The sequence below is a fragment of the Streptomyces liangshanensis genome (assembly GCF_011694815.1).
GTDB lineage: Bacteria > Actinomycetota > Actinomycetes > Streptomycetales > Streptomycetaceae > Streptomyces > Streptomyces liangshanensis.
The window spans coordinates 6,687,926-6,700,064 of the sequence record NZ_CP050177.1; the positions used below are offsets into that span (position 1 = coordinate 6,687,926).

Sequence of the window (12,139 nt, forward strand, 5' to 3'; positions counted from 1 at the left end):
CCGGCCGTCACCGGCGTCTCTGCAATACTGCGGGGATTCTGAGCCGGCCGGAGACCAGGACGCGAACGTGAATCGTAGTCAGCAGCGGGGCGCGTCCGCCCGATCACAGGTGCGACGCTCCGAACTCATCGCCACCGGAAGGAAGTTGTTCGCCGACACCTCGTACGACGCGTTGTCGATGGACGACATCGCCTCGCACGCAGGGGTGGCCAAGGGGCTGATCTACTACTACTTCGAGAACAAGCGCGGCTACTACCTGGCCATCGTCGAGGACGCCGTGACGGAACTCGTCACCCTCGCGGCGGGCGGCGCCGAACTCCCGCGCACCCAGCGCGTGCAGCGGACCGTCGAGGCCTACCTGCGCTTCGCCCAGTACAACGAGGCCGCCTACCGGACGGTCATCAACGGCGGCGTGGGATTCGACACCCAGGTGCAGGCCATCCGGGACGCCGTGCGTACGGGGCTGGTCTCCACGATCGCCGACGGCGCCTACGGACACCACGACATCCCGCCGATCGCCCGGCTCGCGCTGCTGGGCTGGCTGAGCAGTGTGGAGTGGCTCACGCTCGAATGGCTGGCCCACCGCGACACACTGCCCCGGGAGATCCCGCGCGACCTGCTGGTGCGGATGCTGCGCCACACCCTCAACACGATCGAGGAGTTCGCGCCGGAATGCCCGGCGCCGCCACCCGACCTGGAGTGGCGGCCGTTCACGGGCCTCGACGACCGGCAGGCCGAGAGCCTGCTCGATTCGCCGGACGGGCCGGAAGCGTCCGGCCCGCCCGGCGAGGAGCCGGAACCTAGTTGATCGCCTTGATCAGCTCACCGTTGGTGGTGTCGCCGCTCAGCTCCCAGAAGAACGTGCCGCCAAGACCCTGCTGGTTCTTGTAGGCCATCTTCCCGGCGATGGTGGCGGGGGTGTCGTAGCTCCACCAGTTGTTGCCGCAGAAGGCGTACGCGGTGCCACCGACCGTGCCGTTGGCCGGGCAGCTGGTCTTGAGGACCTTGTAGTCCTCGATGCCCGCCTCGTACTTGCCGGCCGCCGCGCCCGTCGCGGAACCGCCCGGCGCCTTCTGGGTCACACCGGTCCAGCCGCGCCCGTAGAAGCCGATGCCGAGCAGCAGCTTCGAGGACGGCACACCGAGGCTCTTCAGCTTCGAGATCGCGGTGTCGGTGGTGAAGCCCTGGGTCGGGATGCCCGCGTAGGTGGTGAGCGGGGAGTGCGGGGCCGTGGGGCCCTGCGCCGCGAACGCGCCGAAGAAGTCGTACGTCATCGGGTTGTACCAGTCGAGGTACTGCGCCGCGCCCGCGTAGTCGGCGGCGTCGATCTTGCCGCCGGGGGTGCCGTCCGCCGTGATGGCGGCGGTGACCAGGTTCGGGGCCTTGAACTGGGCCCGCAGCGCGGCGGCGAGGTTCTTGAAGGCCGCGCGACCGCTCGTGTCACAGCTCAGACCGCAGGAGTTGGGGTACTCCCAGTCGATGTCGATGCCGTCGAAGACGTCGGCCCAGCGCGGGTCCTCGACCAGGTCGTAGCAGGACTTCGCGAAGGCGGCCGGGTTCTTCGCGGCCTCGGTGAAGCCACCGGACCAGGACCAGCCGCCGAACGACCAGATGACCTTCAGGCCGGGGTGCTTCGCCTTGAGCTTGCGCAGCTGGTTGAAGTTGCCGCGCAGCGGCGCGTCCCAGGCGTCGGCCTTGCCGTCCACGCTCTGGTCGGCGGTGTACGCCTTCTCGTAGTCGGCGTATGAGTCGCCGATCACGCACTTGCCGCCGGTGACGTTGCCGAAGGCGTAGTTGATGTGCGTGAGCTTGGCCGCGGAACCCGACGTCTCGATGTTCTTGACGTGGTAGTTCCGGTCGTACACGCCCCAGTTGGTGAAGTAGCCGACCACCTTGCTGCCGGCCGCCGCGGCGGCCGGAGCGGCCGCCTTCTCGGCCGCCCGCTGCGCGGCGGCCGGGGAGGTCGGCGCACCCGCGGAGGCGCTGCCGGCCCCGGCGAGCAGGCCGACGCCCAGGGCGGCGGTACACGCGGCGGCCACGAGCGCCCGGAGGCGGGCGCGAGGACGGTGAAGTGTGAGCACGAAGTCTCCTCGTGGGGGAGGACCTACGGGTGGGGGACCGGCCGGACGGGCGGGAGGACGAACGGCCGCGGCTCGGATGTGACATGAACACCGAACCCGTTCCGGGTGGACGTTAGAAGGACTAGACCAGTGCGGTCAATGGTGCGTACCAACTCGGCGGCGCCGTAAGGGGATGAAGGGGGACGGGCCGGGCGCCCGCGCGCACCCGGGGGCGCGCGGCCCGGCCGGACTCCGCGACCGGTGACGGGGGGCCGCCGATCGGGCATACTCAACGCGCCACAGCCGCTGGTCAGCCTCTTCCGCGATCCGGGAAGGCAGCATCGGTTGGGCAGTACGCGTCCGGGGACACCCGGACCTCAGCCGGCGCCGCCGCACCACCCCGCGCGCGACCGCCGCAGTGTCCCGACAGGGAGGAGAGCGCCGCCATGTCCGACCGCGCCCCGAAGCCGGTGGAACGTCACCTGCCCACCGAGGAGTCCGAGGACCTTCTCGCGCTCGTACGCGACATCGCCCAACGGGAGATCGCCCCCGCGGCCGCCGAGGAGGAGGAAGCGGGACACTTCCCGCGCCGCCTCTTCACCCTGCTCTCCGAGTCGGGCCTGCTCGGCCTTCCCTACGACTCCGCCCACGGCGGCGGGGACCAGCCGTACGAGGTGTACCTCCAGGTCCTCGAAGAACTCGCCGCCGCCCGCCTCACCGTCGGCCTCGGCGTCAGCGTCCACTCCCTGGCCTCCTACGCGCTCGCCGGGTTCGGCAGCAAGGAGCAGCAGGCGGAACACCTCCCCGCGATGCTGGGCGGCGGCCTGCTGGGCGCCTACTGCCTCTCCGAGCCCACCTCCGGGTCCGACGCCGCCTCGCTGCGCACGCGCGCCGTCCGGGACGGCGACGACTGGGTCATCACCGGCACCAAGTCCTGGATCACCCACGGCGGCGTCGCGGACTTCTGCACGGTCCTCGCGAGGACCGGCCCCGACGGCGCGCGCGGCATCACCGCGTTCCTCGTACCGGGCGATGCCCCAGGGCTCCAGGCCGCCGCCCCGGAGAAGAAGATGGGCATGAAGGGCTCGCCCACCGCCCAACTCCACTTCGACGGGGTACGGGTGGCGGACGACCGCCGCATCGGCGAGGAGGGGCAGGGCTTCGCGATCGCGCTGGCCTCGCTCGACTCGGGCCGCCTCGGCATCGCCGCGTGCGCCGTCGGCCTCGCGCAGGCGGCGCTGGACGAGGCCATGGCGTACGCGACCGGCAGGCAGCAGTTCGGCCGTCCCATCGCGGACTTCCAGGGGCTGCGCTTCCTGATCGCGGACATGGCGACGCGGATCGAGGCCGGCCGCGCGCTCTACCTCGCCGCCGCGCGCCTGCGCGACGCCGGGCTGCCGTTCTCCCGGCAGGCCGCGATGGCCAAGCTGTTCTGCACGGACGCGGCCATGAGCGTCACCACCGACGCGGTACAGGTGCTCGGCGGTTACGGCTACACGCTGGACTTCCCCGTCGAGCGCTACATGCGCGAGGCGAAGGTGCTCCAGATCGTGGAGGGCACCAACCAGATCCAGCGGATGGTGATCGCCCGTCAACTCCTCGGGCCCGAGAGCCGCTGAGCCCCCGGACGACCCCGCACCATGCCGGACACGCCGTCGTGGTGCGGGGGTTGGTTCACGTACGCCACGGGGCCGCGCTCACGCGGCGCGCGAGGCCTCCCGGGCCACCGGGAACGACTTGACCGGCCGCGAGCCGGGACCGCCGACGTGCGAGAAGGGCTGCGTCCGCCAGTCGAGCCCCTGAGGAAGCGTCAGGAGCAGGGCGGTGTGCTGCTCCTGGGCCTCCGGCGACTCGTCGGCGTCCGGGGCTTCCGCCGCCCGGCGTCCCGTACCCGCGCAGACCGTGAGCACGAACGGGTTCCACGGGGACGGGCACAGCGCGTGCTCGGGCAGGACGTCCTCGTCCGCCAGGAGCGCGATCGGCCGTGCGCAGTCCGGGCAGACGACCCGGTACATCTCGAACGTGTCGTAGAGATCGGACTCGTCGAACTCGTCCGGATCGTCGGCCTCGACAAGATCGGCGGACTCCGGTTCACCGCGTCCGACGCGCTTCAGGCTCTGCATGGAGACATTCCCCCTCGGGTGGGCCGACCAGGCACTTGTGGTCTCGACCACAGCAAGCAATTCCCTCCGTGCGCGTCCGGTAACCGTGAGGTCCCGACGGACCGCCCCGCAGATATGTGGCGTTCGTCACATGCCCACCGCACGTGTCCGTGAGACGCCGGGGGACGACCCGGGAGAGACCTCCGGCGGACTGTGCCGGAGGGGACCCGGGGCAATAGGTTGATCCGTATGGAGGAGCTGGATCGTCAGATCGTGGAGTTGCTCGTCAAGGACGGCCGGATGAGCTACACCGACCTGGGCAAGGCCACCGGCCTGTCCACGTCGGCCGTGCACCAGCGGGTACGGCGGCTGGAGCAGCGCGGCGTCATCCGCGGCTACGCGGCCGTGGTCGACCCCGAGGCCGTCGGCCTGCCGCTGACCGCCTTCATCTCCGTGAAACCGTTCGACCCGAGCGCCCCCGACGACATCGCGGACCGCCTCGCGTCCGTCCCCGAGATCGAGGCCTGCCACAGCGTCGCCGGGGACGAGAACTACATCCTCAAGGTCCGCGTCGCCACCCCCCTGGAGCTGGAGCACCTCCTGACCCGGATCCGCGGCCTGGCCGGCGTCTCCACCCGGACGACGGTGGTCCTCTCCACCCCGTACGAGGCGCGCCCGCCCCGCATGTGAGCGCGCCGGGCGCAGAGGGTCCCCGGCGGCGGAACGGGGTCCCCCGGCGGCGGGACGGTCTGCTCGAAAAGGGACACTGGTCGGCATGACCGAGAGCGAAACCCGCACCGTGCTCCTGCGCGGCGGAGAAGTCCACAGCCCCGCCGACCCCTTCGCCACCGCCATGGTGGTCGAGCGCGGCCACGTCGCCTGGGTGGGCTCGGAAGGGGCGGCCGACGCCTTCGCCACCGGGGTGGACGAGGTCGTCGACCTCGAAGGCGCCCTGGTCACCCCCGCGTTCACCGACGCCCACGTCCACACCACCGCGACGGGCCTCGCGCTCACGGGCCTCGACCTGACCGGCGCGCGGAGCCTGGGCGACGCGGTCGGGCTCGTACGCGCCCACGCGACCGCGCACCCCGGCGGACGGATCCTCCTCGGCCACGGCTGGGACTCCGCCCGCTGGCCCGAGCGGCGGCCCCCGACCCGCGCCGAACTGGACGAGGCGACGGGCGGCCGGCCCCTCTACCTGACGCGCGTCGACGTGCACTCCGCCGTCGCCACCACCGCCCTCCTCGATTTGGTCCCCGGCGTCACCTCCCTCACCGGGTACGACCAGGAGGGCCCGCTGACGGCCGCCGCCCACCACGCCGTCCGGGAGGCCGCCCACGCCGCCGTCTCGCCCCAGCAGCGCACCGACGCCCAGCGCGCGGCACGTACCCACGCCGCCTCGCTCGGCATCGGCACCCTGCACGAATGCGCCGGGCCCGACATCTCCGACGAGGACGACCTCACCGCGCTCCTGGCCCTGGCCGCCGGCGAACCGGGACCCCGGGTCCACGGCTACTGGGCCGAGGCGATCAGCGACGGGAAGGGCGCCGCGCGGGTACGGGAACTCGGCGCCGTCGGCGCGGCCGGCGACCTCTTCGTGGACGGCTCCCTCGGCTCCCACACGGCCCACCTGTCCGAGCCGTACGCGGACGCCCCGCACACCGGCACCGCCCACCTGGACGCCGCCGCCGTCGCGGCCCACGTCACCGCCTGCACCGAGGCCGGCCTCCAGGCCGGGTTCCACGCCATCGGGGACGCCGCCGTCGGCGCCGTCGTGGACGGGGTGCGCGCCGCCGCCGAGCGGCTGGGCCTGGCCAGGATCAGGGCCGCCAGGCACCGCGTGGAGCACGCCGAGATGCTCGTCCCCGAGACGATCGCCGCCTTCGCGGAACTGGGCCTCACCGCCTCCGTCCAGCCCGCCTTCGACGCGGCCTGGGGCGGCGAGGACGGCATGTACGCCGAACGGCTGGGCCGGGCACGGGCCAGGACGCTCAACCCCTATGCGGCCCTGCTGCGCGCGGGCGTCCCGCTCGCCTTCGGCTCGGACAGCCCGGTCACCCCGCTCGACCCCTGGGGCACGGTCCGCGCGGCCGCCTTCCACCGCACGCCGGAGCACCGGATCTCCGTACGCGCCGCCTTCACCGCCCACACCCGGGGCGGCTGGCGGGTCCTCGGCCGCGACGACGCCGGTACGCTCGTGCCGGGCGCCCCCGCCGACTACGCCGTCTGGCGCACCGGCGCGCTGGTCGTCCAGGCCCCGGACGACCGGGTCTCCCGCTGGTCCACCGACCCCCGCTCGGGGACGCCGGGGCTGCCCGATCTCACGCCGGGCGGCCCGCTGCCGGTGTGCCTGCGGACCGTCGTGGCCGGACAAACGGTGTTTGTGGGACCGAAAGAGTGACGTACGGACATTTCGTACCGCCGACCGATGCTTCCCGGCCTCCGCCGCGACCTGCGGATCTTCCCCACTGACCTGCTGATTTGGGTCAACACCGCAGGTCAAACGACTGTTGACAGTAAGCAGTCGCCGACGGGTAGGTTCGGCCGAGTCCACCACAGGACGTCCGTCCGGCAACCTCCGCGCAGTCGTCGAACGCCGCTGGGCCACGGGGCGGTGTGCCGCACCGGCGCACCACCACTGGGAGCCAGGTCCAGCACCCGCGTCTCGGGGGCGAGGGAAGGTTTCGGCCGGTCGGCAGGTGCGACCCGGGCGGGGTCCCGGCGTTCAGTAGACAACGGCTTTCGGTCGACCCGCAGCCAGCGGGTCCCAGGTCGGCCCGAAGGACGCCGGGTCCCGATCCGTAGGTCCGCGATGCGGTGACCGCCCACCCCCGAGTGCTCGCTAAGGTGGTGCCTCGGCGTACGGCGATTGAGGGGCAGCAGTGAACGACGGTGGTCAGAGGCGGTACGGCCCGCTCGGTAAAGCCTTGGTGATCATCCCGACCTACAACGAGGCCGAGAACATCGGGCCGATCGTCTCCCGGGTCCGCGCCGCGGTGCCCGAGGCCGACATCCTGATCGCCGACGACAACAGCCCCGACGGCACCGGCAAGCTCGCGGACGAGCTCGCCGCCGAGGACGGCCAGGTCCAGGTCCTGCACCGCAAGGGCAAGGAAGGGCTGGGAGCGGCCTATCTGGCCGGCTTCCAGTGGGGCCTGGAGCACGGCTACGGCGTCCTGGTCGAGATGGACGCGGACGGCTCCCACCAGCCCGAGGAGCTGCCCCGGCTGCTGACCGGGCTCAAGAGCGCGGACCTCGTCCTCGGCTCGCGCTGGATGCCGGGCGGGCGGATCGTCAACTGGCCCAAGAACCGGGAGTTCCTCTCCCGGGGCGCCAGCACCTATTCGCGGCTCCTCCTCGGTGTCCCGATCCGGGACGTCACCGGCGGCTTCCGCGCCTTCCGGGCCGAGACGCTGGAAGGACTCGGCCTCGCCGCCGTCTCCTCCCAGGGCTACTGCTTCCAGATCGACCTGGCCCGGCGCGCGATCGAGGCCGGGTTCACGGTCGTGGAGGTCCCGATCACGTTCGTGGAGCGCGAGGTCGGCGACTCCAAGATGAGCAAGGACATCGTCGTCGAGGCGCTCTGGAAGGTCACCGCCTGGGGCGTCGAGTCCCGGGCGAACCGCCTGCTCGGCCGCAAGCCGTCCTGACGGGCGCGCCCCGGGGCTTCCCCCGGCGCTTTTGATTGCTCCCATACGCCGTACCGACCCGCTCCCAGGCACACTGGAACCATGACGACCGGACATCCTGGACCTCCCCGGACCCCGCCCAAGCGCTCCCGTGCCCGCACGCTGATCCCGCTGGGCCTCGCTCTGTGGGTGGTGCTGGAGATCTGGCTGCTGATCTTCGTCGCCGGGGTCTCCGGGGGTCTCACGATCCTCGCGCTGCTCCTCGGCGGGGTGGTGGTCGGCGCGGTGGTGATCAAGAGCGCCGGCCGGCGGGCCTTCGCCAACCTGACGGCGACCCTCCAGCGCCAGCAGCAGGCCCAGCAGGCGGGTCCCGCCGCCGTGGCGCCGCCCGAGGGGCACGGGTCCACCGGCAACGGGTTCCTGATGCTGGGCGGCCTGCTGATCATGATCCCCGGGCTGATCACGGACGTGCTGGGCCTGCTCCTGCTCATCCCGTTCGTGCGCAAGGCGCTGGGGCGGTACGCGGAGCGGTCGCTCGAACGCCGGATGAGCGCCGTGGCGCCCCCCGGCAGCCTCGGCGACGTCTTCCAGCAGGCCCGGATGCGGCAGCCGGACGGCAAGGTGGTGCAGGGCGAGGTCATCCGGCACGACGAGCCGCGCCCGCCGGAGGACAACGGCCCCCGGCCGCCGCTCTCCCGGTAGCGGGGACGACCAGGACAGCCGATGGGCCCGACACACACTGTGTGTCGGGCCCATCGGCTGTTCGGTCGCTCTGATGCGTTGTGCGCTCTTATGACTTTTGTGCGGTGGTTACATGCTCGCGGTCAGGCCGACTTGCGGCTGTCCCGCGGGTGCACGGCGATGTTCATGGCGCCGGAGCGCAGGACTGCCAGCCGTTCGGCCAGCACCTCCTCCAACTCCTCGCGTGTGCGCCGCTCCATGAGCATGTCCCAGTGCGTACGCGCAGGCTTGCCCTTCTTCTCCTCGGGGCCATCTCCGTCGACCAGGAGTGCCTGGGCGCCACACGCCTTGCACTCCCACTCCGGCGGGATGTCCGCCTCCACCGAGAACGGCATCTCGAATCGATGTCCGTTCTCGCATGCGTACTCCACCGCCTGGCGCGGGGCCAGATCGATGCCGCGGTCCGTCTCGTAGCTGGTAACCACGAGTCGCGTGCCGCGGAGAGCTCGCTCACTCATGAATCGTGCCTCCCGGGCTTGTCGCCCACAGGACAGGTGTCGCTGTCGTCGTCATCCGGTCAACGTCCGGTCCGCGGTAAAGATTCCCGTGCCGGGTCATGCGTCGCCCGTCGTGCCGCCCCTTGTTGTACCCACCGGTGACCGCTTTGTCACCTCTGACAGAAGATGTCACCCGGCGAGTTCATTTCCTCAGTACGCAGGAACGGTCCGCCAGGCAGGCCAAACGCGTACACTACCGCCCTTTGACTTCAACGTCTAAATCCGTGCCGGTACGGGGTTGCCGGCCGCGGCGATCGCCCGCCCCACCGGCACCCTCGCCAGCAGCACGGACCCCACGACGAAGAACACCACCAGGGAGATGATCGCATCCCGGTAACTCCCCGTGAGCTGATACGCGAGCCCGAACACCAGGGGCCCCAGCCAGCTCAGCCCGCGGTCGCTCATCTCGTACGCGGAGAAGTACTCGGCCTCCTTGCCGCGCGGCACCAGGTGGGAGAAGAGCGAGCGGGACAGCGCCTGGCTGCCGCCCAGCACCAGCCCGATCGCCGCCGCCAGCGCGTAGAACGCCACCGGCGTCCCGGCGGGCAGGAAGTACCCCGCCCCGAGGATCAGCGTCCAGACCACCAGCGAGCCGAGGATCGTCCGCTTGGCGCCGTACGACCTGGCCAGCCTGCCCATGCCGAGCGCGCCCGCCACGGCGAGGATCTGCACCAGCAGCACCGCCGTGATCAGCGTCGTCTGGTCCAGGCCCAGTTCCTCGGAGCCGTAGATCGAGGCCTGCGAGATCACCGTCTGGATACCGTCGTTGTAGACCAGGTAGGCGAGCAGGAACGACAGGGTCAGCGGATGGCGGCGCATGTCCCGCAGGGTGTTGACCAACTGCCGCCAGCCGGTGACGGCCGCCCCCTCGCCGTGGCCCGGTACCGCCCGGTCCCGCAGCCGCCGCAGCGGGACGAGCGTGAAGGCGCCCCACCAGACACCGGCCGAGGCGAGACAGATCCGCACGGCCACCGACTCCGAGACCCCGAACGAGTCGTGCCCCGTGTACAGCACGAGGTTCAGCACCAGCACCAGGGCGCCCGAGGTGTAACCGAAAGCCCATCCCCGGGAGGAGACGGCGTCGCGCTCCTCGGGCCCGGCTATCTGGGGGAGGTACGCGTTGTACAGGACCATCGAGACGGACAGCGAGGCGTTCGCCACCACCAGCAGCAGCACGCCCAGCAGATAGCGGTCGCCGTCCAGGAAGAACATGCCGGCCGTGGCGGTCGCCCCCAGGTACGCGGAGGCCGCCAGCAGCGGCTTCTTGCGTCCCGTACGGTCCGCCGCCGCGCCCGCCAGCGGCATCACCAGCACCGCCACCACGAGCGACAGGGACACGGAGTAAGCGAACACCGAGCCCGCGCGCACCGGGATGCCCAGCGGATGCACGAACCCGTCCGCGTCGGCGGCCGACTTCGCCACCGACGTGAGGTACGGGCCGAGGAACACGGTGAGCACGCTCGTCGAGTAGACGGAGCAGGCGAAGTCGTAGAAGTACCAGCCCCGTTGCTCACGCCTGCGGGCGCGTGCCTCCTCCGCTCCGCCGGAGCCGTCCGGCTCTTCGGTACGGTCCACGGTCTCGGCGGTCACCCGCGCCCCCTCGATCAGGTCCCGGCGGCCACCGCCGGGAATCCGGCACCAGGCGCCCGGCGCCGGGTGTGCGGCACCACGCGGGTCAGTGCCAGACTCCCCGCGCGGTGAACACCGTGCGCAGCGTTTCCAGTTGATCGGTCATGATGCCATCCACGCCGAGGTCCAGCAGGGCGTCGATCCGATCCGCCTCGTTGATCGTCCAGACGTGCACCTGGAGACCCCGCGCGTGGGCCGCGCGCACGAAGCGCTCGTCCACCACCGGGACGCCGCTCTGCGCCTCGGGCACCTGTGCGGACACCGCCCCCGCCCGGACCGGGAAGGGGAGCCCGTACGAGCGGAGCCGCAGGCCCAGCACGCCCCGTACCCCGTACGAGGTGGCCAGGCGCGGACCCGCGAGCCGCGCCGCGGCCGCCACCCGGCGCTCGGAGAACGACCCCACGCAGACCCGGTCCCAGCAGCCCGTCCTGCGGATCAGGTCGACCAGCGGGACCAGGGCGGGGGCCGCCTTGATGTCCACGTTCCAGCGGGCCTCCGGGAACTCGTCCAGCAGGTCCGCGAAGAGGGGCAGCGGTTCCTTGCCCGCCACCCGCGCCTGCCGCACCTCCTCCCAGGGGAGGTCGGCGATCCTGCCGTGCCCGTCCGTCACCCGGTCGAGGGTGGTGTCGTGGAACGCGACCAGCCGGCCGTCCGCGGTGGCGTGCACGTCGGTTTCGAAGTAGCGGTAGCCGAGGGACTCGGCCCGGCGGAAGGCGGCGGCCGTGTTCTCCAGGCCGTCGGCCGCGCCGCCGCGGTGGGCGAACGGGATCGGGCCCGGGTGGTCCAGATAGGGGTGGCGTACGTGGGTCACGGGCGCAGTATGGCCTGCTCCGGTGACCCGGCGGCGACGACAGGGCTGCCCGCGGGCGCCGGGGGGACGGCGAAGACACGAAGGAAGAGCTGCGCCAGCGGTCCTATGGCGAGCGCGTAGGCCACCGTGCCGATGCCGACGGAGCCGCCGAGGGCGAAGCCGGTGGCCACCACGGCGATCTCGATGGACGTACGGACCAGCCGGATCGAGCGGCCGGTCACCCGGTTCAGGCCGGTCATCAGACCGTCGCGCGGACCGGGGCCGAAGCGGGCCGCGATGTACAGGCCGGTCGCCACGCCGTTGAGGACGATGCCCGCCACCATCAGGGTGATCCGGGCGGGCAGGCCGTGGGCGTCGGGGACGAGGGCGAGGGTGGCGTCCATGGCGAGGCCGACCACGAAGACGTTGGAGACCGTGCCGAGCCCCGGGCGCTGCCGCAGGGGGATCCACAGCAGCAGCACGGTGGCCCCCACGATGATCGAGACGACCCCCATCGACAGGCCCGAGCGCTCGGACAGCCCCTGGTGCAGCACCCCCCACGGTTCCAGCCCGAGGCCGCCGCGGACCAGCAGCGCCGCGCTCGCCCCGTACAGCGCGAGACCCGAGGCGAGCTGGAGCAGCCGACGGGTGAGATGGATGCCCCGGAGGCCGGCGGAGGTGGACATGAGGG

12 protein-coding genes are annotated in these 12,139 nt (G+C 71.9%); 6 read left to right on the forward strand and 6 right to left on the reverse strand.

The genetic code is table 11. From position 1 onward, the window contains the following. Nucleotides 1-109: 109 nt before the first annotated feature. Nucleotides 110-808 carry a TetR/AcrR family transcriptional regulator gene (locus HA039_RS29045; RefSeq protein ID WP_341830040.1) on the forward strand — a complete coding sequence of 233 codons (699 nt, stop codon included), beginning with the start codon at nucleotides 110-112 and terminating at the stop codon, nucleotides 806-808. Here HA039_RS29045 and HA039_RS29050 read toward each other — a convergent pair. After that, entirely contained in the window at nucleotides 801-2,081 is a 1,281-nt protein-coding gene (locus HA039_RS29050; RefSeq protein WP_167034291.1) for a glycoside hydrolase family 18 protein, read from the reverse strand. The genes HA039_RS29045 and HA039_RS29050 overlap by 8 nt on opposite strands. A 425-nt stretch (nucleotides 2,082-2,506) precedes the next feature. Between HA039_RS29050 and HA039_RS29055 the strand changes: the two genes are divergently transcribed. Continuing rightward, a complete protein-coding gene (locus HA039_RS29055; RefSeq protein ID WP_167034292.1) occupies nucleotides 2,507-3,679 on the forward strand; it encodes an acyl-CoA dehydrogenase family protein in 1,173 nt (390 codons plus the stop codon). Nucleotides 3,680-3,757: 78 nt separating this feature from the next. Here HA039_RS29055 and HA039_RS29060 read toward each other — a convergent pair whose 3' ends face one another. Further along, entirely contained in the window at nucleotides 3,758-4,183 is a 426-nt protein-coding gene (locus HA039_RS29060; RefSeq protein WP_167034293.1) for a hypothetical protein, read from the reverse strand. Nucleotides 4,184-4,411: 228 nt separating this feature from the next. Here HA039_RS29060 and HA039_RS29065 point away from each other — a divergent pair, with 228 nt between their 5' ends. The 4 genes from HA039_RS29065 (at nucleotide 4,412) to fxsA (ending at nucleotide 8,493) form a co-directional block, all read left to right on the forward strand. Beyond that, a complete protein-coding gene (locus HA039_RS29065) occupies nucleotides 4,412-4,852 on the forward strand; it encodes an Lrp/AsnC family transcriptional regulator (protein ID WP_167034295.1) in 441 nt (146 codons plus the stop codon). 85 nt (nucleotides 4,853-4,937) lie between these two features. Continuing rightward, complete coding sequence (locus HA039_RS29070) at nucleotides 4,938-6,563, forward strand: amidohydrolase (RefSeq protein ID WP_167034297.1); 1,626 nt, start codon at nucleotides 4,938-4,940, stop codon at nucleotides 6,561-6,563. 481 nt (nucleotides 6,564-7,044) lie between these two features. Further along, nucleotides 7,045-7,812, forward strand: a complete 768-nt coding sequence (locus HA039_RS29075) for a polyprenol monophosphomannose synthase (RefSeq protein WP_167034299.1) — start codon at nucleotides 7,045-7,047, stop codon at nucleotides 7,810-7,812. A gap of 81 nt (nucleotides 7,813-7,893) precedes the next feature. Continuing rightward, nucleotides 7,894-8,493 carry an FxsA family membrane protein gene (gene fxsA, locus HA039_RS29080; protein WP_167034301.1) on the forward strand — a complete coding sequence of 200 codons (600 nt, stop codon included), beginning with the start codon at nucleotides 7,894-7,896 and terminating at the stop codon, nucleotides 8,491-8,493. A gap of 122 nt (nucleotides 8,494-8,615) precedes the next feature. Here fxsA and HA039_RS29085 read toward each other — a convergent pair whose 3' ends face one another. From HA039_RS29085 to yczE, 4 genes are all read right to left on the reverse strand, one after another. After that, nucleotides 8,616-8,990, reverse strand: coding sequence for an RNA polymerase-binding protein RbpA (locus HA039_RS29085; RefSeq protein ID WP_161311542.1), 375 nt, complete (start codon nucleotides 8,988-8,990; stop codon nucleotides 8,616-8,618). 255 nt (nucleotides 8,991-9,245) lie between these two features. Next, nucleotides 9,246-10,619, reverse strand: coding sequence for an MFS transporter (locus HA039_RS29090; RefSeq protein ID WP_167034303.1), 1,374 nt, complete (start codon nucleotides 10,617-10,619; stop codon nucleotides 9,246-9,248). Nucleotides 10,620-10,704: 85 nt separating this feature from the next. After that, nucleotides 10,705-11,469, reverse strand: coding sequence for a glycerophosphodiester phosphodiesterase family protein (locus tag HA039_RS29095; protein ID WP_167034305.1), 765 nt, complete (start codon nucleotides 11,467-11,469; stop codon nucleotides 10,705-10,707). Continuing rightward, complete coding sequence (yczE, locus tag HA039_RS29100; RefSeq protein ID WP_167034307.1) at nucleotides 11,466-12,134, reverse strand: membrane protein YczE; 669 nt, start codon at nucleotides 12,132-12,134, stop codon at nucleotides 11,466-11,468. The genes HA039_RS29095 and yczE overlap by 4 nt, the downstream gene beginning before the upstream one ends. Nucleotides 12,135-12,139: the final 5 nt, after the last annotated feature.

Coding starts and splice junctions, on each gene's coding strand:
- HA039_RS29055 (WP_167034292.1), top strand. CDS start 2,507: ATGTCCGACCGCGCCCCGAAGCCGGTGGAACGTCACCTGCCCACCGAG.
- HA039_RS29060 (WP_167034293.1), bottom strand. CDS start 4,183: ATGCAGAGCCTGAAGCGCGTCGGACGCGGTGAACCGGAGTCCGCCGAT.
- HA039_RS29065 (WP_167034295.1), top strand. CDS start 4,412: ATGGAGGAGCTGGATCGTCAGATCGTGGAGTTGCTCGTCAAGGACGGC.
- HA039_RS29070 (WP_167034297.1), top strand. CDS start 4,938: ATGACCGAGAGCGAAACCCGCACCGTGCTCCTGCGCGGCGGAGAAGTC.
- fxsA (WP_167034301.1), top strand. CDS start 7,894: ATGACGACCGGACATCCTGGACCTCCCCGGACCCCGCCCAAGCGCTCC.
- HA039_RS29085 (WP_161311542.1), bottom strand. CDS start 8,990: ATGAGTGAGCGAGCTCTCCGCGGCACGCGACTCGTGGTTACCAGCTAC.
- yczE (WP_167034307.1), bottom strand. CDS start 12,134: ATGTCCACCTCCGCCGGCCTCCGGGGCATCCATCTCACCCGTCGGCTG.